The organism is Candidatus Nitrospira salsa, from assembly GCF_965152625.1.
Genome location: NZ_CBCUCO010000004.1, coordinates 972,510 through 995,239 on the forward strand (window position 1 = coordinate 972,510; position 22,730 = coordinate 995,239).

23 protein-coding genes are annotated in these 22,730 nt (G+C 46.8%); 15 read left to right on the top strand and 8 right to left on the bottom strand.

All coding sequences use genetic code 11. The features are described 5' to 3' along the window. Nucleotides 1–79: 79 nt before the first annotated feature. From ftsZ to ACWQXP_RS18510, 6 genes are all read left to right on the top strand, one after another. Entirely contained in the window at nucleotides 80–1,309 is a 1,230-nt protein-coding gene (ftsZ, locus tag ACWQXP_RS18485; protein WP_454064332.1) for a cell division protein FtsZ, read from the top strand. Between the two features lie 75 nt (nucleotides 1,310–1,384). Further along, complete coding sequence (gene pgeF / locus ACWQXP_RS18490) at nucleotides 1,385–2,107, top strand: peptidoglycan editing factor PgeF (RefSeq protein ID WP_454064333.1); 723 nt, start codon at nucleotides 1,385–1,387, stop codon at nucleotides 2,105–2,107. A 96-nt stretch (nucleotides 2,108–2,203) separates the two neighbouring features. Then, nucleotides 2,204–2,917: a YggS family pyridoxal phosphate-dependent enzyme gene (locus tag ACWQXP_RS18495; protein ID WP_454064334.1), complete on the top strand. Its 714-nt coding sequence runs from the start codon at nucleotides 2,204–2,206 to the stop codon at nucleotides 2,915–2,917. Between the two features lie 48 nt (nucleotides 2,918–2,965). Then, the gene (locus ACWQXP_RS18500; RefSeq protein ID WP_454064335.1) at nucleotides 2,966–3,262 is read left to right on the top strand and encodes a YggT family protein; all 297 of its coding nucleotides are present in this window, start codon (nucleotides 2,966–2,968) and stop codon (nucleotides 3,260–3,262) included. 11 nt (nucleotides 3,263–3,273) lie between these two features. After that, a complete protein-coding gene (locus tag ACWQXP_RS18505) occupies nucleotides 3,274–3,789 on the top strand; it encodes a DivIVA domain-containing protein (RefSeq protein ID WP_454064336.1) in 516 nt (171 codons plus the stop codon). A 33-nt stretch (nucleotides 3,790–3,822) separates the two neighbouring features. After that, nucleotides 3,823–4,950 carry a serine hydrolase domain-containing protein gene (locus ACWQXP_RS18510; RefSeq protein WP_454064337.1) on the top strand — a complete coding sequence of 376 codons (1,128 nt, stop codon included), beginning with the start codon at nucleotides 3,823–3,825 and terminating at the stop codon, nucleotides 4,948–4,950. A 173-nt stretch (nucleotides 4,951–5,123) separates the two neighbouring features. On the opposite strand, the gene ACWQXP_RS18515 is transcribed toward ACWQXP_RS18510, so the two are convergent. After that, on the bottom strand, nucleotides 5,124–5,522 hold the full coding sequence (locus tag ACWQXP_RS18515) for a hypothetical protein (RefSeq protein ID WP_454064338.1): 399 nt from the start codon (nucleotides 5,520–5,522) through the stop codon (nucleotides 5,124–5,126). Nucleotides 5,523–6,256: 734 nt separating this feature from the next. Between ACWQXP_RS18515 and ACWQXP_RS18520 the strand changes: the two genes are divergently transcribed. Further along, nucleotides 6,257–6,418 carry a hypothetical protein gene (locus tag ACWQXP_RS18520; protein WP_454064339.1) on the top strand — a complete coding sequence of 54 codons (162 nt, stop codon included), beginning with the start codon at nucleotides 6,257–6,259 and terminating at the stop codon, nucleotides 6,416–6,418. A gap of 676 nt (nucleotides 6,419–7,094) precedes the next feature. After that, complete coding sequence (recQ, locus tag ACWQXP_RS18525; RefSeq protein ID WP_454064340.1) at nucleotides 7,095–9,296, top strand: DNA helicase RecQ; 2,202 nt, start codon at nucleotides 7,095–7,097, stop codon at nucleotides 9,294–9,296. Nucleotides 9,297–9,449: 153 nt separating this feature from the next. Here recQ and ACWQXP_RS18530 read toward each other — a convergent pair whose 3' ends face one another. Both ACWQXP_RS18530 and ACWQXP_RS18535 read right to left on the bottom strand, forming a co-directional pair. Then, on the bottom strand, nucleotides 9,450–9,830 hold the full coding sequence (locus tag ACWQXP_RS18530) for a hypothetical protein (RefSeq protein WP_454064341.1): 381 nt from the start codon (nucleotides 9,828–9,830) through the stop codon (nucleotides 9,450–9,452). Between the two features lie 666 nt (nucleotides 9,831–10,496). Next, entirely contained in the window at nucleotides 10,497–11,627 is a 1,131-nt protein-coding gene (locus ACWQXP_RS18535) for an HNH endonuclease (protein WP_454064734.1), read from the bottom strand. Nucleotides 11,628–11,892: 265 nt separating this feature from the next. On the opposite strand from ACWQXP_RS18535, the gene ACWQXP_RS18540 reads away from it, so the two are divergent. Both ACWQXP_RS18540 and ACWQXP_RS18545 read left to right on the top strand, forming a co-directional pair. Beyond that, entirely contained in the window at nucleotides 11,893–12,141 is a 249-nt protein-coding gene (locus ACWQXP_RS18540) for a FitA-like ribbon-helix-helix domain-containing protein (RefSeq protein ID WP_454064342.1), read from the top strand. Beyond that, nucleotides 12,138–12,575, top strand: coding sequence for a PIN domain-containing protein (locus tag ACWQXP_RS18545; RefSeq protein WP_454064343.1), 438 nt, complete (start codon nucleotides 12,138–12,140; stop codon nucleotides 12,573–12,575). The genes ACWQXP_RS18540 and ACWQXP_RS18545 overlap by 4 nt, the downstream gene beginning before the upstream one ends. 158 nt (nucleotides 12,576–12,733) lie before the next feature. On the opposite strand, the gene ACWQXP_RS18550 is transcribed toward ACWQXP_RS18545, so the two are convergent. From ACWQXP_RS18550 to ACWQXP_RS18570, 5 genes are all read right to left on the bottom strand, one after another. Continuing rightward, on the bottom strand, nucleotides 12,734–13,336 hold the full coding sequence (locus tag ACWQXP_RS18550) for a BON domain-containing protein (RefSeq protein WP_454064344.1): 603 nt from the start codon (nucleotides 13,334–13,336) through the stop codon (nucleotides 12,734–12,736). A 540-nt stretch (nucleotides 13,337–13,876) separates the two neighbouring features. Next, nucleotides 13,877–15,016: a hypothetical protein gene (locus ACWQXP_RS18555; RefSeq protein WP_454064345.1), complete on the bottom strand. Its 1,140-nt coding sequence runs from the start codon at nucleotides 15,014–15,016 to the stop codon at nucleotides 13,877–13,879. A gap of 129 nt (nucleotides 15,017–15,145) precedes the next feature. Then, complete coding sequence (locus ACWQXP_RS18560) at nucleotides 15,146–15,631, bottom strand: FKBP-type peptidyl-prolyl cis-trans isomerase (RefSeq protein ID WP_454064346.1); 486 nt, start codon at nucleotides 15,629–15,631, stop codon at nucleotides 15,146–15,148. A gap of 15 nt (nucleotides 15,632–15,646) precedes the next feature. Further along, on the bottom strand, nucleotides 15,647–16,249 hold the full coding sequence (locus ACWQXP_RS18565) for a hypothetical protein (RefSeq protein ID WP_454064347.1): 603 nt from the start codon (nucleotides 16,247–16,249) through the stop codon (nucleotides 15,647–15,649). Between the two features lie 172 nt (nucleotides 16,250–16,421). Further along, entirely contained in the window at nucleotides 16,422–16,739 is a 318-nt protein-coding gene (locus ACWQXP_RS18570; protein ID WP_454064348.1) for a hypothetical protein, read from the bottom strand. Nucleotides 16,740–16,947: 208 nt separating this feature from the next. Here ACWQXP_RS18570 and ACWQXP_RS18575 point away from each other — a divergent pair, with 208 nt between their 5' ends. From ACWQXP_RS18575 to ispE, 5 genes are all read left to right on the top strand, one after another. Next, nucleotides 16,948–17,508 carry a CDP-alcohol phosphatidyltransferase family protein gene (locus ACWQXP_RS18575; RefSeq protein WP_454064349.1) on the top strand — a complete coding sequence of 187 codons (561 nt, stop codon included), beginning with the start codon at nucleotides 16,948–16,950 and terminating at the stop codon, nucleotides 17,506–17,508. A 26-nt stretch (nucleotides 17,509–17,534) separates the two neighbouring features. Beyond that, nucleotides 17,535–19,367: a GspE/PulE family protein gene (locus tag ACWQXP_RS18580; protein ID WP_454064350.1), complete on the top strand. Its 1,833-nt coding sequence runs from the start codon at nucleotides 17,535–17,537 to the stop codon at nucleotides 19,365–19,367. A gap of 16 nt (nucleotides 19,368–19,383) precedes the next feature. After that, entirely contained in the window at nucleotides 19,384–20,496 is a 1,113-nt protein-coding gene (locus ACWQXP_RS18585; RefSeq protein WP_454064351.1) for a type IV pilus twitching motility protein PilT, read from the top strand. A 64-nt stretch (nucleotides 20,497–20,560) separates the two neighbouring features. Beyond that, nucleotides 20,561–21,778: a type II secretion system F family protein gene (locus tag ACWQXP_RS18590; protein WP_454064352.1), complete on the top strand. Its 1,218-nt coding sequence runs from the start codon at nucleotides 20,561–20,563 to the stop codon at nucleotides 21,776–21,778. A 40-nt stretch (nucleotides 21,779–21,818) separates the two neighbouring features. Further along, nucleotides 21,819–22,724 carry a 4-(cytidine 5'-diphospho)-2-C-methyl-D-erythritol kinase gene (gene ispE, locus ACWQXP_RS18595; protein ID WP_454064353.1) on the top strand — a complete coding sequence of 302 codons (906 nt, stop codon included), beginning with the start codon at nucleotides 21,819–21,821 and terminating at the stop codon, nucleotides 22,722–22,724. The last annotated feature ends 6 nt before the right edge of the window (nucleotides 22,725–22,730 follow it).

A 22,730-nucleotide genomic window follows, 5' to 3' on the forward strand; every position in this document is an offset into this window, starting at 1 on the left:
ATTTCCATATTGACGAAACGATAAGTCTACACGTGTTTTATTACGGTTCGGTTATTGAGCTTGGCGAAAGGAGGCCATCATGTTTTCATTTTCAGAGGAAGATTCATCTGCCATTCGCATTAAAGTGATTGGAGTAGGTGGGGCGGGTTGTAATGCGGTGAATACGATGATTGCGGCAGGGCTCAATCGAGTTGAGTTTGTGGTCGCGAACACGGATGTTCAGGCTCTGGAAAAGTCTGAGGCTCCGTTTAAAATTCAGTTAGGTCCTGAGCGGACGCGCGGATTAGGCGCTGGCGCACGACCCGAAGTGGGGAAAGAAGCGGCTTTGGAAAGCGAAGGGCAAATTCGAGATGCCCTCGAGAATGCCGAGATGGTCTTCGTGACGGCCGGAATGGGTGGAGGAACTGGGACCGGTGGGGCGCCGATTGCTGCCAAAATTGCTCGTGAATTAGGCGTGTTGACCGTGGGCGTGGTGACGAAACCGTTTCAGTATGAAGGTCATCGACGAACGGCCTATGCAGAAGAAGGCTTGCGTGAATTAAAAAAACATGTCGATTCGTTGCTGGTAATTCCCAATCAAAAACTTCTGACCTTAGTCGATAAAAGTACTCCTCTTCTTGAGGCCTTCAAGGTTGCAGATGATGTGTTGCGTCAAGCAATCCAAGGCATCTCCGATGTGATCACGACGCCGGGTTTTGTGAATGTTGATTTTGCGGATGTGCGAACCGTGATGAGTTATTCCGGGCGAGCGGTGATGGGGTTAGGTGTTGGGCGAGGTCCGAGCCGGGCGAGTGAAGCTGCCAGGCAGGCCATCTCGAGCCCTCTATTGGAAGATGGAAGTATTGCAGGGGCTCGAGGCCTTCTCTTGAACATTTCTGGAGGACCCAGTTTGACCCTGCATGAAGTTGATGAAGCGTCGACGATTGCGAAGGAAGCCGCTGATCCTCAGGCCAATATCATTGTGGGGCAAGTCATCAATCCTGAGGCAGGTGATGAAATTATCGTGACGGTGATCGCGACGGGCTTTGAGCAAAAAGATACAGGGTTTACTCGTACTCAGCAGCGAGAGGTTGTCCGAGAGACTCCTCCTCCGCCTCCACGCGAAGCTCCAGCTCTGGCTGTGAAGTCAGCCGATGAACCGCTTCTCGCACCTGTGGCCAATGACCGTGGTTATGCGGATGAGGAATTAGATCGTCCGACGTTCATGCGGCGGTACGCTCCCAAACGGGCTCATCAAGAAAATGGGAATCTGCTCGTCGATGACGATTGGGATGTGCCAACCTTTTTGAGGAAATCATCAGATTCATAGGGAGATAGCGAAGGTCAGCTCTTTATCAGAGACAGGCTCCTGAAGAGAGCCCAGCCTTAAGTAAAGGTCAAGGACGTGGACTCTCTTTCATTCCCTGAGTGTTTTCCTTCCGAGCACGGTTTTGTCCATTTTTTTGGAACACGACAAAGTCCGGCTGCTCTCGTCAAGACAGTCCAAGTGGGACAGGTCACCCCTGTCCCACCGGATTATCCCTGCGTGATTTCTGTCAAGCAAGTGCACGAGAAAACAGTATTAGTCTTTGACGAACAGCTTGACGCCAATTCGACGATTGCTCAAGAAGGGGATGCGCTCGTCACCAGACAGCCGAATGTTCTGCTCGTCGTCCGCACGGCTGATTGTGTGCCCGTCCTCTTTGCCGATCTGAAGTTGCGTGTAGTGGCGGCGGTTCATGCTGGATGGCGAGGTGCCGTGGCTGGAATCGTAGGAGAAACGATTTCCGTTCTGAAGCATCAGTATGGGACGAAAGAGGAGCATCTCCGTGTTGCGATTGGCCCTTCGATTGGGGCTTGTTGTTTTGAGGTTGATGATCCAGTCATCAGTCCTATTAAAGCGAACTATCCCTTTTGGAACAAGGTATTAATGCCAACTTCTGCAACACATGCCAAGGTGGATCTGAAAGAACTCATACTCCAGCAGTTACAGCATCAGGGCATAGCGGTGACATCCATTAGTCGGAGTGATGCCTGTACGCAATGCGATGCGAGTAAATATTTTTCGTACAGAAGAGAGGGACGGGTTAACGGAACGATGTTGAGTGGAATCATGCTAAAACCATAAGATTGAAGATCGTCGAGTGACGAAACCGCAATTTCGGATTACAATAGAATCAACGCGAATTTGATCATTGAATTTTGAATGGTGAAGCCGGAGCCTGTGTCTTGTTCAATTGCAGATAATATTCAACGCGTTACACAGTCGATTCATCAGGCAGCACTACTTGCGGGGCGAGATCCCCAAGACATCCTATTAGTCGCTGTCACGAAAACGGTTGTGGCTGAACGATTGCGTCATGCGCATGCTGCTGGCATTCGGACTTTTGGGGAAAATCGACTTCAAGAGGCTCAGCAGAAACAAGAATCCTTGCAGGATCTTGTTGATGTGTCCTGGCATTTTATTGGACAGGTCCAACGTCGGAAAATTAAAGATGTGGTTGGGCAATTTGACCTCATTCATTCAGTAGAAAGCCTTGAGCAAGCGAGAGCCATGGACAAACATGCGGACGATATGGGAATCACGCAGGATATTTTGTTGCAGGTGAATGTCAGTGGAGAGTCGACGAAGGGTGGGTTTTCATCGTCTGACATGTTGAACGCCTTGCCGGAATTTGAACGTATGATGCATGTGACGGTGAGAGGCCTCATGACAATTCCACCATGGTCTGAAGATTGTGAAACCGCACGACCATACTTTCGTGAACTGCGTGAGATGGCCCATACCGTTAAACAACGAGACTTTCAGCGTACGAAGATGGATGAACTGTCTATGGGAATGTCCCGGGACTATCGGGTTGCTGTAGAAGAAGGCACCACAATCGTACGAGTAGGAACGGCTCTCTTTGGCACCAGGAATCCTGTAGAAAAAATATAGACGATCGAAAGAAGGTTTGGCTCACGAAGCCGTACTGCAAGGAGGGTTATGTTTATTGCCGGCAATATACTCGAAGGCGTGGCTCATGTGTTGGATTGGATTTTAACCATCTACATGTACATCCTCATTGCGCGTGCGCTGATTTCCTGGGTGAATCCTGATCCCTATAATCCCATTGTGCAGTTTCTCAGCCGAGCGACGGAACCTGTACTTTTTGCAATTCGACGACGGTTGGGATATGGTATGACCATTGATTTTTCTCCAATTATTGCTATCCTCATCATTATGTTTTTGCAATATGCCGTGGTACGTTCTTTGTTTGAACTGGCAGTACGGATGCATTGAGAGAGTTCATCATGAAAATTACACCACTTGATATTCAACATAAAGTTTTTGATACACAATTCCGTGGTTACGAGAAGCGGCAAGTCGACCAGTTTTTGGAGGAAGTCGCAGAAACGGTTGAAAGCCTCACGCGGGAGAATACTGCACTGAAAGAGAAAATGTCGTCCAAGGACGATGAGCTCGTTAATCTCAAAAAGACCGAGTCCACCTTGACGAATACGTTAATGTCGACACAAACTTTCGTGGATCAATTGAAACGGGGAGCCGAACGCGACGCGGAACTTGTGGTGAAGGAGGCCGAGTTGAAAGCCGAAGAAATTCTTGCCCAAAGTCGCACCGATTTGATGGAGCTCAGACGAATGATTGCGGATCTTCGTCGCCAGCGGGCTCTTGTTCTTGAGCGGTTGCGTTCAACGTTGGGCGCGTTTCATCGCTTGATCGAAGTCGAAGAACATGCCGATCCCATTCCTGACGTAGTTGAAGAGTCGGCCTACAATGCCGATCAAGAAAGCCTTCCAGAAGTCTAACTCATTCTTGTGCATGTTCCAGATCAGTGTCCGATGGACAAGACCGATCCCATCACCCGGGCATTGCAGGCAGGAGTCGATGGCCAGGCTTTTCCTGGTGCTGTCTTATTGGTCAGGAGCCATGGGGAAATCAAGTATCATCAGGCGGTCGGCCTAACTTCTCGTTCTACTCTCAATCACCCGACGACTCTGCATACCGTTTACGATCTGGCATCCTTGACGAAGCCTTTGGCCACGGGAACCGCCATTCTTTGCCTGGTCCAAGAGGGCGTTCTGAAGATCGAGCAATTCATCGGGTCGATCTTGCAGGAATTACATGGAAGCTCAATTGAACATGCAACCATTCGTGATTTGCTGTGTCATCGATCAGGCCTGCCGGCTTGGCGACCGTATTATGAGAGGGTCGTGCTTCAGAATGGAGTGTTATCAAAAGACACGACAAGACAGGCACGTTGTCATGATGTCTTGAGAGCCATTGCTCAAGAACCGTTGGAATATCAGCCTCGAACCAAAAGTGTCTATAGCGATCTTGGATTTATTCTTTTAGGACTTGCGATTGAATCCGTGACTCAACAATCGTTGAGCCGGTATTGTGCGGAACGAATTTTTCATCCCCTCAATGCACGCATGCTAGTCTTTAAAGAAGAGGTCTATGATTCGTCTTCTCATGAACGGTCATTGTCGGATATTGTCCCAACGGAGCAGGAATCTTGGAGAGGACGGCTCTTGCAAGGTGAAGTTCATGATGGAAATGCGTACGTGCTAGGTGGGGTGGCCGGGCATGCTGGATTATTTGGGACGACAGAAGCTGTGAGCATTATAACCAAGGCATGGTTAGACGCCTATCATTGGCGTGATTCGTTGCTTGATCCGACGCTTGTCCTGCAATTTACATCACGACAAGGAGAGCCCAAAGATTCGAGCTGGGCTCTTGGCTGGGATACCCCATCGCACCCCTCTTCTTCGGGAACACATTTCTCTCCATTAGCCTTTGGGCATCTTGGCTTTACCGGCACGTCAATCTGGATTGATCCGGAAGTCGAATTGGAAGTTATTCTTCTCACCAACCGGGTGCATCCTACGCGCGAAAATAATAAGATTCGTGAGTTTCGTCCAATGATTCATGATGTGGTTTATGACGAGCTGTTAAGAAAAGCGTAATTACTAAACGAGGGAGAGTTACTAAAAACACTTCAATAGTTGCCGTATGCCCGGGAGCTGAAGTAAGGCGAGTATCACAGGGGCCCTACAATCGAATACCATTTCCTTGCGTAAAATTCCAATACCCACGGCTGGGCCAAACGAGTTGGCCCAGCCGTGGCCCACTGGGTAGACTAGCTTCCAGACAAACCTAATATTTCGTTGGCACGCCGCCCATTTCCTTTGCCTTCTTTAGAGCCACAAGAGCAAAGGCACGGGTACAGATTGACCATTCTGATTTTCTTCCGGTCTGTCGAAATACAGTATGTCACTGCCATACCGTGCTTCGCGGCGCATTCGAAGGATTGACGAAAGTCTTTCAATCCCGGAGTCTGACTAGAACGAAGCGAATTTCCGTTGTCGAACAAGATATAATTCAAGTCCTCTGAATTCTCTTCGTAACGCATTAGACGGATGCATCCACCCTCTAGAGTGAAATTCGCAGCATCGCCGAGGGTTAAATTGAGGCCAGGGTTTTGAGTTAAAACATCGATTGTGCTACTGCTGATAGTGAGTTGGTTATCAATAGCCATGGTATATCTCCCATATCTTATAATGTTTTCGACTTTAATCTAAGTATTCCTTGCAGGTGTCCTGCATGGGTTTCATGATAGAAACGGTAATTGACATTCCTCTGAATACGTCGTTACTTATGGTAGAAATTTTTGGCTTTGCCCATCTTTAATTCCAGTTGGACAGAGGATTAGGGTTGTGGCCTCTACTCCGTATTCAGAGGATTTATTCTTTTCTCATCCGTCGTCTCCTCCTCTCGTTTCCCAGGCCTGGGTACATGTAAGAAGTACTTTCTAAGAGCTAAATTGGAGCAAGTGTAGTGCCATCATTTTGTTCGTTATTTGATTGGTTTGATTTATCAGACTTATTTTAAGACTCGAGAGAAAATCGAAGGGTTTTTTGTAGATCAAAGGTGCCTTGCTGGACTGAACGCGACGCAGTTTTATATCTAATCAGATACTTGGTCGAATCCAATGAGATAATCATTAAACAAAAATGACCGTAGTGAAATTTGTACTCAAGAATGAATAGTATTCATTCGTAATTTTCAATCGTCTGGCAGAACAGGAAAGCCGTGCATGTCTGAAAAAAAGGCTGCAAGAACAAACATTTAATTCTAATGGCCTGACAGACTAGTAATCAGGCCAGCGCGTTGGATTATTCAGCTAATCACATTTTTTAAAGCTGTGCCAGATTAGTGTTTCTAAGACCTCGATCATTGGTTTGGAATCGAGTGAGGGGTTGGACAATTTTGATGAAAGAACATGAAAAGCGCGAGCAAGGAGGAAGCAATGAAGCCAACCCGGAAGATCCCTCTGCCTTTAAGCAGCTACGTGCGAAGGTATTTGATGGAAACTGTGTATTGGATGGATCACCGAGAGAGGGGAGCGAAGAGTCAAGTCGGTACTCAATGTAAGACTCCGTCCAGCTTTGTCTTTTTTATGACATTCGTGGGAAAAGCGGCTATAAAGAAACATTAAGTCTCTTTGGTTCGTTGTAATTTAGAGTCTGCCCTCAGATTAAACGTGGATGCGAAGGACTGAATGTTCAACAATTCGAGGCAAGCAGCGTGTTCGGTTCATTGATGTACAATTTTACTATTAATGATTGAATGAATCTTGAGCGTATGAAAGGCTGTTTGGATTCTGACATTTGATTGGTAAATGATGAGGCGTTTACCTGAGGGTATGAAAAAGATTAGGCCAGACTCGCGCTAGGCTTCTGTCTGAATGTCTGGCCTGTTGGTCGGGAGTAAATGACAGATTCGAAAAGATTATTCGGTCTTGGCTTTCATTTCGTTAAACTTTCCTATTGCGCATTCCAACGTGGCTATTACTTCATTACCTTTATATACGGAGAAATGGTTGTTTGAGGGAGAGATGAATGGAATACATGGTATGTACCGCCAAATAAAGGACTTTACACGAGCTAATCGTGTAGTGCTATGTTTTTTTTCTTGAAAGCATTGAACAACAACGTAAAGACTGAACGCCGATTATTTACGAACTGCGAAGACTTATTGACCGAAGCCTTCTAGTTGAATATCCCCTTTCTCAATGTTACCCATTTTAGTGATCGAATAGTAATTCCTCATGAACTCATCTCACGCGAGCATATCGAATCAAGTTGCTCTACTCTCTCTGCTAAAAGAACATTTTGGGTTCACCTCATTTCGACCGTTACAAGAAGAAATCATACGTGATGCTTTGGCAGGGCGTGATGTTGTTGCGCTTTTGCCAACAGGGGGAGGGAAGTCACTGTGCTTTCAATTGGCGGCTTTGGCCCGACCGGGACTCACCGTGGTGATTTCACCACTGATTGCCCTGATGAAAGATCAAGTGGATGCTCTTCAAGCCAATGGCGTTGCCGCGACCTTTCTCAATTCTTCGTTAACGGCGCAGGAGTCACATGATCGGTTACAGAGCTTGCATCGTGGTGACTACCGGTTACTCTACATTGCGCCGGAACGGCTTATGTTGCCAGGTTCCTTGAATGATCTTCTGAAATGGCAAGTCAATCTTCTCGCGATCGACGAAGCCCATTGCATCAGTGAATGGGGTCATGATTTCCGTCCGGTATATCGGCGATTGGTTGAACTGCGAGATCGATTTCCTGCCTTACCGATTATGGCACTGACCGCGACAGCCACGATCCGGGTACGAGACGACATTCGTACACTTCTCAGACTGGAAGATGGAGCTTCCTATGTGGCCAGTTTTAATCGGCCGAATCTTAGGTATCGAGTGCAAGCCAAGGTCAATCCCTCTGAGCAAGTGCTGGCTGTGCTCCAGGCGCAACCGCACGAAAGTGGAATTGTGTATTGCCAGAGCCGAAAAGCCACGGAACAGCTTGCCGAACGATTACAAGCGTATGGCATTTTAGCCAAACCGTATCATGCGGGTCTGCCGACCAAGGAACGTATACGCCATCAAGAATTATTCTTACGTGATGAAATTCAGGTGATCTGTGCGACGATTGCGTTTGGAATGGGGATCAACAAATCCAATGTGCGGTTTGTCATTCATTATGATCTACCTAAAAATCTTGAAAGTTATTATCAGGAAACTGGACGCGCCGGACGTGATGGGTTGCCAAGTGATTGTGTGCTGCTATTTAGTGCCGGGGATACGGTTAAGCAGCAACGCTTCATCAATGAGAAGCCGGATATGAAGGAGCAGCAAATAGCTCGTGCGCAGTTAGAGCAAATGGTGCAATATGCCGAAAGTGCGACGTGTCGGCGTGTCGAATTGTTACGGTATTTTGGAGAGGAAGTGGCACAGGAAAACTGTGGTGCCTGTGATAACTGTCTCTCACCCAGGGATGCCTATGACGGGACAGAAGACGTCATCACGGTTCTGTCATGCGTTGCGCAGATTCGACTAAAAAGCGGATTTGGTGTGGGACAAAATCATGTGATCGAAGTATTGAGCGGAGCAAAGACCGAAAAAGTCCGACGATGGGGCCATGAGCGGCTGGCCGCGTATGGAAAAGGGAAGAATGTTCACAGCCGACCCGAATGGGCCGCCATCTGTCGAGAACTCATCAAACTTGGGTATCTCCAGCAAACGACCGAACCCTTCACCATTTTGGAACTGACACCTCAAGGCCGAGACTTCCTCCAAGTGCGTCAGCCTGTCATGCTGACCAAGCCCATGAGTGCCCCAGAACGGAAGGCTGCACCGTCCGGTGACTTGGCTCATGACGAGGAGCTTTTTAACCGCTTACGTCAGCTACGAAAGAAAGTCGCTGATGAACGAGATGTTCCAGCCTATGTCGTATTCTCCGATGTGGCCCTACGTCAGATGGCACGAGAGTATCCGACCAATGACCGAGAGTTTCTACAGGTTAGCGGCGTCGGAAGCCGGAAATTGGAAGAGTTCGGGGCAATCTTTCTTTCAACTATTACTGAACACTTAGGAGCCCATTCACGTCAGAATTTTCCGAAAGAGTCTTCAGTCAATCAGTCACCGTTAGCTGCTAGAAAAAAGAGCCTCGGAAATACCGTTCAGGAGACCCTACGCAGTTTTCGATCAGGAAAATCGGTTGAGGAAATTGCTAAACAACGTGGCCTGGTGACGAGCACCATTTATAGTCATCTTGAGCAAGCCATCCAAGCCGGTGAGTCCATCGATATTAATCAGCTATTAACCCCTGCCCACCAAACACGCATCGCCGCAGCCTTTGCACAGACCGGATTTGGAAATTTAACCGGAGCTAAAGAACTTCTCCACGACCTCTATGACTACGGCCAACTTCGCCTTTTCCGTGCTGTGCATGGGAAGAGGAACCAATGAACCAAAACAAACATGACTGGATGCCTCCTCCTACTTGGTTTTGCGTTCTCAAAACTTACCTCTCACGTGCCTTAGTACCTTTGCGAAATGAGGCCTACGAAACAGGAGTTTTTCATATAAGTATTGCTAACCTGGTAGGTTAGAAGAGAGGACTTAGAATAAAGAACGGGTGGGGTTCTGGTTATTACCCCGACGATAGGGCACCGCGTTTCTAAGTGTATGATTTTCAGTACCGTTCTTCGGAAATAAATTAGGGCCATACTTGGCCGGAATCGCACTGACATGACCTATCTCTATAGCACCAGTAAAGTCATCGGCATGCTCACGTAAGATTGCACGGCCTCGTTCAGTCCGTTGCCAGTTATCAATATCTTTTTGGCACTGATCTAAATTCGCCGTACACCAGACGAAATGTTTATCGTCTAATGTGCTGAGATAGAGATCCGCGAGTTCACCATCTGTCGCGTGATGAGCTCCAGCACACCTGCTAAACATACACGCTCCAAGAAGTCCAGACAACCAAATTCTACGCATGATCCGCCTTCTGTCTTAAAGGCTATCGGCTAAATCCGAATTTCCTGGACGGATAGGCTATGCGCGGTTACAAAGCTGGTTTTAACGATTGTTATTTTCGATGAAATATCATCTCATTTATTTAAAAGGGGGTCTTATATGTAAGTTTCGGTGTTTTGTTAAATTATCCGGCTAACGGGTAATTCTGTGCATAAATGTGGCCCCAGATCGGTCGTAACATCTTTACGTCAAAAAATTTCAACCATACAACTAAGATTTGCCGATCGTTTATTCATGAAGTTATGTTGACGTTCACACCATAAAGGAATCTCTATTTGAGACCAATAACCAAAGTCATTCGCCATATCTCCTTCTAGCCTAGAATTCTTAAAGGAAGATAGATCCATCACTTTACCCCACTTGCTTCCTGTCGACGAGGCCTTTTCTTAGAAAGAAGATTCGGTAGTATGAGAATTAAGTGAAAAGTTAAAGCACGATAAAGTGGGAGTGAGGTTCGTAATTACTGTTGGAGTCGACTCTTTTTCAAACGTGCTTATCATAAAAATCAAATTTGGTAGAGCTATTGAGTAGACAAAAGACTTGATCATAACTTCTTCCACATTTCAGGTGAATGCTCAACTCTAGAAGTTATTCAGGTAGTCTATCTTGAGTGGACATGTCTTCTACTCAAAAGATGTCTCTTCGACAAATTGCTAGTAGCTCTTTAGCTTCTTGCTTGGAGAGCCATCTCTGCTTCTTTTTGCTGACAGCTTTACACTTTGCGCCGAACGGCTCTGATAATTGTGGAGCCCCTTTGATAGAACCGAGATCAACAAGAAACCAAGAGCTATATATGCCGACTATTCCTAGGAGACGCTCATCAATTGGCGCAACAACACACACTAGGCAGTCCGTCCAGGCAACCAATTTTTCAGTATTTGCCTCTAGGGCTTGCCTGATGTCCGGCCCCGGAGCATTTGTGCCAATGACAGCCTGTGTGATATGTGGAAGATCAAGTGGTTTCTGACCTTCCCTCACAAGGTGCGCAGCTGTGATGGCGTAGGCGATCTTTAGCAAGACACGCTTAAGAGCCTCTTGTTTGTATACGAAGACGATTTTGTGGGACGTTTTCGCTGGAATCTCAAAGGTTTGCCAATTACCCTGGTCTCTTTCCCTGAGTGTGCCAGCTGCTTCGAGAGCCACGATATTTCGCATCAGTGCCAGCGCCTCTTCTGGATCTCTTGCGCAGACATAAAGGCGATCCCTGCGAGAGAGGTAGACTCGTGGGTGGAAGTCTGGGTCGGCGGGGACCTCCTGATCAAGCCTTTGGAGTAGGTGAGTGCCCATCTCAAAGACGAGTTTATTCTCTCGGGGTTTCTTAGAGAGCTCATCCTTGATGCTTCTGAGAAGGCGGTTGGCGTCATCTGCTTTCTCTGCATGAATAAAACCCTCTCCCGACTTTGGGTCTATCTCGAGAGCTGGAAGTGTCTTTGGGTGAGTTTCACCCAGCCTGAAGCTCACTACTATGTATTTCTTGATTTGAGGGTTCTTAACAAGGCTTATCTTGGGTTCGATGAGTCCGCTGGCCAGCACGTTTGGTTTTCTTGGCTTGAGATTTTTTGCAAGTCTATGAATGGCAAATTCCGATCGAGTCAGAACTTCCGTTTCGGCATGAGAAATTTTCGTCTGGCAGTCCTTACACGACGGCACCCATAGGTTCTCATCTAAAGTCCCTCCGAGTCCTCGAGGGAATGCATGGTCTTTAGTTTCGGTTTCTTTAGCTAACTCATTACCACACCAAATACAATTGATAATCATGGTAGACACAACAGTTTCTTTCAAATACTTATGGTCTCTTATTATTGAATATATAAGTCAGGGTTAATAAAAAATGGTCGTTGTCCGACTGCCCGGTTCTATTCCCTTCTATTTTAATTACATGACCTAGAAGATCAAGTAAGGTCTCTATTTACAAGAAAATTAAATCACCGTTATTACCCTGTTACTTTGCGTTCGATGTCAATGAACGTATTTACATCATTGATATCAAATATTACGATGATAAGTGAATGAGGAGATGTTCATGGCACAAATCACTATTCGTGAACTATCAGACAAAGCCAAAGAGGCTTTGCGGGTACAAGCGGCTCAGGCGGGACTTTCTTTGGAGGCGCATGTCCGTCATATTCTTCAGCAAGCCTCTACAGGCAAGGGATTAAAGTCTGTTAATATTCTTGAATTGGTCGATAAGTATTTTGGCGGTGGCAAAGGCATTGCTCTGAAACTGCCTAAGCGCGGGTCGGTCCGCAAGCCGGTTGATTTCAGTTCATGATTATTTTGGATACCAATGTGATTTCCGAACTGATGAAAGATCAGCCTGATACACAAGTTAAACAATGGATTGGCTCACAAAGGCCTCAGGATCTTGCGTTGACAGCTATTGCAATCGCTGCGATCACGCGGGGATTGTCTCGTTTGCCAAAAGGCAAGCGGCGTCAAGCCTTAGAACAGAACTTTTGGGCCTTTGTTCAGGATGCTTTTGGAGGACGTATCTTCCCTTTTGATGAAGCCGCTGCTCTTTTATATGGGGGCTTATCTGCTAGGCGGGAACAGGGTGGCCTGAAGGCCGATCCAGTGGATCTTATGATTGCTTCTATTGCAAAGAACTACAACGCCTCGATTGCCACGCGTAATATTAAAGACTTTACAGGATGTGAAATTAACCTGATCAATCCATGGAAAAAGAAAAATAACGGTAGAATTTAATGCGCAGGGCCTTAAGGCATTTTTTGTCGATTCCCAAACGCCAACAACGTCTTCATCATTATTCAGTGCGACACCGGCAAGATTATTGGGAGTCAATGGTGATATCCTTGACCTCATCTAAGCATGAAAATGATCTGCGTGGTGATAGTAAGATTGGTCTAAAACAGATCTGGATCGATCCATAGTCTGCTTTTCACACGCTCCGCTCCGGCTTCATACGCATTATCGATGGCATCGGCAATTTCCTCTCGATTTTCAACTCCACCATAGAGAGTTGCCACGCCGTTTTGCACATTCACGTTAATTTGATCTTCATTGACGAAAAGGCTATACGTCAGCTCGTCTTTGATTTTTTCTTTGAGTTCAAAATCTCGTCTAGAGCTCCACGACCGATCCCTCATGCCAGGTTCTCGTAACTGATTGTGGACTCTCCATGCTCCAGCATCATAGGCTGTTATCTCGGCGTCAATCATTGCCTTTCGATTTTCTACGATACCGGAGAGTGTGGCGATGCCTTTGTCAACCGAAACATCTATACGGCTATCTTCGACAAACGAACTCATGAACAGTGCCGTCATGATGCGGGTACGTAGCTCCCGGTCTGAAAGAATTTCATCCTCATAGTAATGAAGGTGATTGTAGGGTTCGAAATTATAATCGTAATTCCCATCCTGACTCAGTGCGGGTCCTGGAATGCCTACAATAGATAGGATGATTGCAAAGGCGGTAGTCATAATTGTAGAAGCTCGTAAAAATTTCATAATGTTTTACCTTCCTTTAAACTGCGGCGTTGTCCGCTATAAGACATCGTGGAAATTTCTGTATGAACACTGGAAAGTTAGAATCATTATTAGATGAAATTAGGATAACGTATTTATTCTTGGAAATAACTCTTCAAAACCCTTGATACGTACATAGCCTGTGATTAAGTAATAATATTTATCATGAGCAGTATCGACGTACTCTTTCCCATCATGCACATACCCGACACAGATTTTGGCAACTCCACTACAATTTTTTCTGCTAAGTTCTGGAGAGGTTGAATGGAATGATTACTTGGATTGTATTGATGAAAATGAGCGTATGAAGGAACTGCATAATGGTGAAAATTACAATTATGAGGGTAAGGTAAGAAGATCTTATCGAAATGCCCTGCTCAGTCGTATTTTTTCTGGAAGCCTATTTTTGTCAAATTCTTGAGGAAGATCTATCTTGGAAGCGGGATGTTTAGGAAGTTATGTGTTTGACATGCAACGACTTTTAGGCTTTTCATACTTTGGCAAGTCTGGATAGCTTTCTTCTTATTCCAACCCTACTTGCTCGAGGATTGACCCCAAGACAAGGTCTGAATCGCAATATTTTTCCGCAATCTGTCGAGCTGCATGACAATGTGATTGGTAATCATTATTGATGGCGGCTATTCCCTTTACGGCATCGTCGAATGTCTGAAAGGTTATTAAGCCCTTGCCGGTAGGCAAATGCTCTTCGAATTTCGTTGATTGCACCAGGGCAGGCTTCCCTGAAGCCAGATAGCAAACTGTCCGATCGCTAATCCAGCCGCTGTTCGATTTAACATACCCGTTTTTGGCGACGCTGAATTCAGCTTTAGAGAATTGGATGAATTCGCGATAACTATACAGGTCTCCTGCATAAAAATACGGATCTTTAATTTTCCAATTATGCTGATCGAGTAGAGCGAGGTCTTCATACTCATCGTACCCAATACATAATGCAGGCTCTATTTTTTGCTTTGTGACTAAAGGCAATTGTAAAAATTTCAGAAACTCTTCGCGCTTTCCCCCGTATTGCACCTCGTCGAATATGGCGATCTGAGACCCACGCCAATCTGCAATGGTCGAAAAACCTTGAAATTGCTCATCGATATGTGGTGGCCATTCATCTAACACCACCGGAGGGACAATCGTGTGCCAGTTAATGTTCAACGTTGGGATCGTAAAGCTTGGATGTCCCACATTCTGTCCCACAGTAAAGAAAAAGTTATGACGATCCAGAGCCATATCAGTCGTCTGTGCCCAAATTTGCACAAATCCAGGATCGACATCAATATACGCTCGGCGGGGAATGCGTATAAGAGGGGATTGACGTGGGAGGTGCCCACTGATGTTAATGAGAAGCTCCGCATCTGCCACGATCTGCAGCAAATGCTTTTCCGTCATTCCAAAGTAGCGTTCTCCATTGTTGTAGTTGATGCAGTAATGATCTTGAAGCCCAAAATTCCGCGCAGTCTGGGCATGTTTTTCAATGAGATAATCCAAGCTGTGGTGATGATTAACCAGATCGGTAGAATTCAAGAAGTCGAGCCAAACACTCTCGATACCGAGTTTTCGTAACCCAAGCAAATACTGAAGCCAAACCCAGGTGGGACCAGCAAACTCTGGGATACGGCTCGCTCCTCTCGTCCCTACGATGGCTTTGAACATGGCTCACTTCCTGACTCACTGACTGGTTTTCAATTAGCGATACGCCAGAAACTTTCTATCAAAATTTAGCGAATCGAGGGCAACTCTTTTTTGACTAATTAGCGGCAATCATGTTGCGTCCGTGGAAATCTAATGGCTATGGCCATCATGTGTATGCCCATGGTCGAGTTCTTCTTTTGTCGCTTCTCGTACACCGACAATGTCTATATCAAAATTAAGGATGATCCCGGCTAAAGGATGATTGGTGTCAATGGTGACATTGTCTCCTTCGACTTTCTTGATGATGATCTGCTGTGAGGTCCCGTCTGGGGCTTTGGCCTCAAAGGTCATGCCGGCTTCAAGCGTTTCGACGCCTTCGAATGCCGACTTTTCGATGATCTTGATACATTCAGGGTCCACTTCGCCATAGCCGTCGGTGGGCTCAATTTTGACCTGCAGCGAGTCTCCTTCTCCTTTTCCCGTCAGCGCTTTTTCCAGTCCGGGTATAATATTTCCGGCTCCATGTAAGTATGACAGGGGTTTCGATTTTTCTGAACGATCAATGACATTGCCGTCATTGTCTTTGAGCGTATAATGCATACGGACGACAGAGTTTTTTTCAATCAAAGTAGGCATGGGCTTTCCTTTCATTTATGAACAGGTTTCTGAAATGGCAACTGAATTTAACATCTGGGTTACATGATTTTGATATTGTTGGTAGGCGTCACGGCTTTGCCCCGTGAATGTGATATTCCACGTATCTTTTCCACAGAGTATTCTCGCGCGACTGCCATAGCCTTGAGTACCTTTGTCGAGGTCGAGAAATTTGATTGCGGAATGGCCGGCAATCGTGGTTTCTTTAATTTCGCCATAGGACGTGACCATTCCTCGTTTCTGCGCTTCTACGAGAAAGTGTTGCCGTTCCTCGATCAGGAAGCGGGGCGTCGGCTCTGTCACGAAGCGTTCTTTCGCGATCATCACGCGAAAGGCAGGGAGATCTAACAACACATCCAGGGCGATCACGGAAACTTGAGTATTCCCTATGCCATGGAGTTGTTGATTGAGCATGCCTTGAATTTTCTTGGTACTGGCTGGGCCCATGGGTTTGAGGTTGGAGGGATAGTGGAAGGACAACCCATGATTTTCATATTTCTGTAGATCATTGTCTGCAATACTTTCCCCGGCTGTCGTCAATGACAAGCCGACGACGAAGAGGCAGAACCATAAGACAGCATACGGGTTGAGTGTTTTCATCTGCGCTGACTCCTCGAATAAGTTTTTAAATAATGAACCATGACGTTATGAATGTGAATCGATGGATGATAAGGGGCTCTCCTCAAATACGTCCCCTTATCTGTTGACGGGGTAGGAGTGTGTTGGTTGAGAAGGAAACGGTTGTGGTGTGGATTGTAACAATCAGGTGATGTTAGGCGTCTGGATAATCGATCCACGTTTCTTTTTCGGCCAGGTATCGTTGTCCTTTGAAATTGATCCTGGTTCGGATTTTTGTGAATCCGTGCTCTTGCAGTTTATTCACGACATCGGTGATGGCAGCTTGGACTGTTCGATGGTTGTCACTCTCAACAATCAAGGCCTCGTACATGATGCTTGTGGTATACCCCCGGTCGACACGTTTCACAGGCATTAAGCGATTAAAATATCGATCGCTTGGATCAGTGCCTTCTAATTGATGTTTTTCGACGACGGCATTTCGTACTCGGAATGATAAGGGAAGGGTACTCATGATGAAAACTCCATAGGTGTCAAACGGATCGAATGACTTCATGATTGAACCTGATCGTGATTATAGGTTTGAACGAGGCGACTCGCAAGTCGTGAAATAGTTTCATCGCAAACAGGTTCCTGGTTGACTTCCAAAAGAGGCAACACTTACTCTTTCTGCAGGGTACGTAAGCCTGCCAAAGTTTTTCACGTTATGTTGGGATGGCCAAATGGACCGTGTATCACTTTCTGATGGAATTCCGCTCAATATTCCCAACTGCCTCACCGTGCTTCGGATCATTTTGGTTCCCGTTTTTGTCGGTTTTTTAATCTATGAGCACTACAACCAAGCTCTTCTGACGCTGATCATTGCTGCTATAACCGATGGCCTGGATGGGGCGATCGCGAGAATGGCCAATCAACAAACCCGAATCGGGGCCTATCTCGATCCTCTTGCCGATAAAATTCTCTTAATGTCAGCCTTCTTAACGTTATCGGTCTTACATCTGGTGCCGGTCTGGGCCGTGATCTTGGTAGTGAGTCGTGATGTCATCCTATTGGCCGGGACATTGTTGGCACGTGTGACGGAATCGCCCGTTAACATTGACCCGACCGTGCTTGGGAAAGGCACGACCTTGTTTCAATTGATCTACATTACGATGGTTGTCCTCATGATGACCGGTCATGTGCCTGCCTACACGATTCAACCGGTATTGGGAGTCATGGCTACATTAACGGTTGCTTCGGGTGCTCATTATCTTTATCGAGGAGTTATGAGTCTTAATAGCTAAGGGTAACACGAGGATAGGCGTGAGTTATGATACGTGAGCGGATGGGACAACTCTTGTTGGAAGCACAGTTAATCTCTGAGGAACAGGTTCGCACGGCCCTTCAAGTTCAAGAGCTGAGTGGCAGCCGCTTGGGGAGTATTCTTGTTGAGATGGGCGCGGTCTCAGAAGCGACATTACTGCAGTTTCTCAGTCAGCAGTATGGCGTTGCCACGATTGATTTGTCGACATGTCAGGTTGACCGTGATCTTCTTGCACTGATTCCCGTCGATATGGCGAAAAAATATACGGTGGTTCCCGTACGTAAGACTGGTTCGAGACTAATGTTAGCGATGGTAGACCCTTCCAATACCAGTGTGCTTGATGAAATTAAGTTTCTTGTTGGCGTCCATGTCGTCCCGATTGTGGCGATGGAATCGGATATTCAAGCGGCCATTCGTCGACTCTATCGGCCGAATGAATATTTTGAGGATCATGGTGCGAACCGACAGGAAATACCCTCAAATGAGTCGAGCACGGCACCGAATCACCATTATTTATCACCGCACGGTGCGAACCAAGGATTTGCGGGTGATGCGGGAGGTTCTCTCCCGATGTTTGCCGATCTTCAAGCTTGCTTAAAAGACGTGACGTCTTCCTTGCCATCAGGTGAAGAGATCGAAGGTGGAGTCGATGTTGCCGAAGAACGTGCACCAATTATTCATCTTGTGAATCGACTGATTGAGCAAGCAGGAGAAGCGGAAGCCAGTGACATTCATATCGAACCGTATGCGGCTTTTGTTCGTGTCCGATTTCGTTTAGATGGTGTGTTGCGTACAGTGATGCATCTTCCGAAAAATGTCCATCGGGCCATAACTGCCCGGATCAAAATCATGTCTAACCTGAATATTGCGGAACGGCGACTCCCGCAAGATGGCCGAATGAAAGTGACGTGGTCTGGCGACCGAGACTATGATGTCCGTGTCTCGATTCTTCCTTGTTTTTACGGGGAAAAGGCTGTTTTGAGGATTCTTGATCAATCAAATCTCAATCTGGATCTGACGCAATTGGGGTTTGATACAGAGAGTCTTGCGAGAGTGATGTCGGCATTGGAAGATCCGCATGGGATGATTTTAGTCACTGGGCCAACGGGAAGTGGCAAAACGACCACATTATATTCCGCCCTTCAGTTTCTTAACTCACCCAGCGTGAACATTGTCACGGTAGAAGATCCTGTTGAATATCAATTGGCAGGCATTAATCAACTTCAAACCAAGGAAGAAATTGGAATGACATTTGCTGCTGGACTTCGTTCCTTCCTTCGGCAAGATCCCGATGTCATGATGGTCGGAGAAATTCGTGACCAAGAAACCGCAAATATTGCGGTGCAGGCTGCGTTAACTGGTCACCGCGTTCTCTCCACATTGCATACGACTGATGCTCCACAGGCCGTGACACGATTAGTAGACATGGGGATTGAACCCTTCCTTGTCTCGTCCGCGCTTTCTCTGGTTATCGCTCAGCGACTTATTCGGAAAATCTGTGAATCCTGTAAAGAACCGGATTCGGTGTCTAGTCATCAATTAACGTTATTAGGGTTTAGCAAAGAAGAGGCAGACTGTGTAGTGCCGATGCGGGGGCGAGGGTGTCTTCATTGTCATGGTACCGGGTTCAAGGGAAGAGTGGCGATTCTTGAAGTCCTCTCCCTCTCTGAAGAATTGCATGACCGAATTCTTCTGCGTGCTCCGGCTCATGAGCTGAAAGCTTGTGTCCGGCGTTCGGGGTTTACATCATTGCGGGCAAGTGGCTTACAAAAAATACAACTCGGAATAACCACGGTGGATGAAGTATTGGTTGCCACTATTGCGGATAACGTACAATAAGTGTTGAGAGTATTCTATGCGAACCCTTCAAGGTCTCTGTCAAATGGTGGTCGATCGTACAGGCTCGGATCTCCATCTTGCTGTGGGAAGTCTTCCGCGTATTCGTGTCGATGGGCAATTGCAATCTCTTGAAGGCCCGCCACTGACCAATCAAGAAGTTCAGCTCTACCTGAAGGAACTGTTAACGGATGAACAGCAGGCGCAACTCACTCAACATAAAGAAGTTGATTGTTCGCTCACGGTGGAACCGCATGGGCGGTTTCGGTGTCACCTGTATACACAACGTGGCTCGACCGCTATAGCGTTAAGAGTGATTCCCCACCGCGCCCCTTCCTTTGAAGAGTTGGATCTTCCTCCTGTGTTATCGGACTTAATGAACAGACCACAGGGGTTACTCCTCGTTGCCGGACCTACGGGAAGTGGAAAAAGTACGACACTGTCGGCCATGATTGATGGTGTGAATCGAGTCCGGTCTGCGCATATCGTAACACTTGAAGATCCTGTCGAATTTCTGTACGTCCAGAAAAAATCGCTCATTACGCAACGAGAAATCGGCACGGATGTAACGGATTTTCATACCGCGTTAAAAGGAGTATTGCGTCAGGATCCTGATGTCGTGTGTCTTGGCGAGTTACGCGATCTTGACACTATTCATGCGGCGTTGACGGTCGCAGAGACAGGCCACTTGACTCTTGCGACCGTTCATACCAATTCGGCTATTCAAACTCTGAATCGACTGATTTCTGCCCATCCTCCTCATCAACAAGATGAAGTACGTGCGCAGCTTTCCATGGTGTTAGAAGGCGTCATTTCGCAACGTTTGATTCCCAGTGCCACTGGTCGGGGGCGTGTGCTGGCTATTGAAGTCTTAGTGCCCACGCCTGCGATCCGGAATTTAATTCGAGAAGATAAAATTCATCAAATATACTCTATGATGCAAACAGGGCAGGCCAAGCATGGGATGCAAACCATGAATCAAGCGCTAGCGGATCTTTGTCGACGTCGAATGATTACCATCCAGGCTGCGTTGGCTTCGACTCCTCAGCCTGAAGAGCTGTCGCGTTTACTCGATCGATCTAGTGGAGAGCGAATGATGTCCGGTCGCCTGACTCAACTTCGATCTCACTGAACCAATGGTTGTGTTCGCACGTCATTTATTCGTTAACGGGGTGCGTTCGTCATAGGAATATGATATGGCCGTTTTTACGTACACAGGAAAAAGCCCAGGCGGTCAGATGGTCCGAGGGGAGATTATTGCGGAAAGTGCCAAAGCGGCAGTTTCCGTGATACGACAACGCCAAGTATTGATTACGCATATGCATCAGAAATCTACTGGTTTCATGAATTGGAATCAATGGATACAAGACCTTGGAACGACCAGAGTTAAAGCTCAAGATCTCTTATCATTTACGCAACAATTCGCCACAATGCTTAAAGCGGGAATTCCACTTCTTGAATGTCTTGCGATGCTGTCTCGACATTCTGAAAGTCCGTCACTTCGGCGCATTTTAAGTGGTGTTCATCAAGATATTGAGCGAGGAGTGGGGTTAGCCGAGTCCCTCCGAAAGTACCCGCGAGTCTTTAATGATTTCTATGTCAATATGATTGAAGTGGGCGAAACCACGGGCATGATGGATTCGTTATTGCTTCGCTTGGTGGCATATATGGAACGGCAGGCAACGCTCAAAGGGCGGATTCTCTCTGCATTAGCATACCCTGTGACATTACTCGGAGTTGCATGTCTGGTTCTCCTGTTTATGCTCATGTGGGTGGTGCCGTTATTTGATCAGATGTTTATCGAATTTGGTGATACGCTGCCTTGGCTGACTCAGGTTGTGTTAGATTTGAGCATTTGGATTCAAGAACATGTCCTCCTGTTAGGAGGGTTGTGTGTTGTGCTCGTACTTGCAGGATTACGACTATACCATACGTCGAAGGGAAGAAGGACCGTTGATGCTTTTCTTCTTACAGCACCTCTTGTGAGTCGGTTGTTCCAGAAGTCGAGTGTCGTCCAATTTACCCGCACGCTGGGAATGTTATTGAATAGTGGGGTTCCCATCCTTGAAGGATTGATGATTGCAGGAAAAGTCTCAGGCAACCGGATTGTTGAAGAAGCGATTCAGCATGTGCGTCTAAGAATTCGTGAAGGTGAAACAATTGCTCAGCCTCTTGCGCAAAGCGCGATTTTTCCGTCCTTAGTCACGCATATGATTCGTGTTGGTGAGTCTACGGGCGCGTTAGATTCGATGCTCGAGCAGATTGCTGATTTGTATGAGCGGGAAATGGATCGAACTGTCACCATGTTAACCTCGTTGTTGGAGCCGATGGTTATTCTCCTGATTGGCTTGGGAATTGGTGTCATGGTTGTGGCGATGTATCTCCCGTTGTTTTCTATGGGCTCCTTAATTTAGATGCGAATATTTCGAATACACCATCCCAAAGAGTATGACATTGGGGCCTAACGTTTACGAAGTTCAGGTCAGGGCTCCAGCCAAGATTAATCTGATCCTCAAGGTTCTTGGGCGTCTGCCCAATGGCTACCATGAAATATGGTCAATCATGCAGACGGTTGACCTTTTCGATCACGTGTCTCTCCGTACCGTGCCCTCTATTCAAGGTATTCAGCTGGAGTGTCAGCCGAGTCGCGTTCCTCAGGGAGTCGACAATATTGTGTATCGCGCAGCAGCGCTTGTCTTGAAAAAGGCAGGGATTGATGACGGCGTTGCAATTCATTTAGAAAAACATATTCCAATGGGGGCAGGATTAGGTGGGGGGAGTAGTGATGCTGCCGCCACCATTTTTGGTCTTGTGCAACTGTTTCAATTACAATGGTCTTGGTCTGAGATGGCGGTTCTCGGAGCAGAATTGGGGAGTGATGTCCCATTTTTTTTCTACGGGCCACAAGCTCTCATCCGTGGTTGGGGACAAGAAGTGGTTCCTGTTGCGATATCAGGGTTTCGATGGATTGTGTTGGTGAACCCAGGATTCCCGATCGAGACTGGGTGGGCGTATCAGCAAATAGCGCAGTCTCGATCGCAGGTGCCTCAGCTCTCTGCTGAATTAACCTCACTTGATCAGAGAGAAGCTTTGGACTTTCAAGATATTCTTCCGCACATTGAAAATGACTTTGAGCCTGCTCTCTTTCCCAAGACTCCTCGACTGGGTGAGATCAAAGAAGAGTTGCGTTCCCATGGGGCTGAAGTTGCTCTATTGTCTGGCAGTGGATCGACGGTATTTGGGATGTTTTCTGAAGAGCAAGCAGCTGTGAAAGCCCGGGATAAGATGACCAATGCTCCTGAATTACAAGTATTTTGTGTGCCGACACGTTCTACGAGGCTTGCGCTCGTTCAGAATTAAGTCATA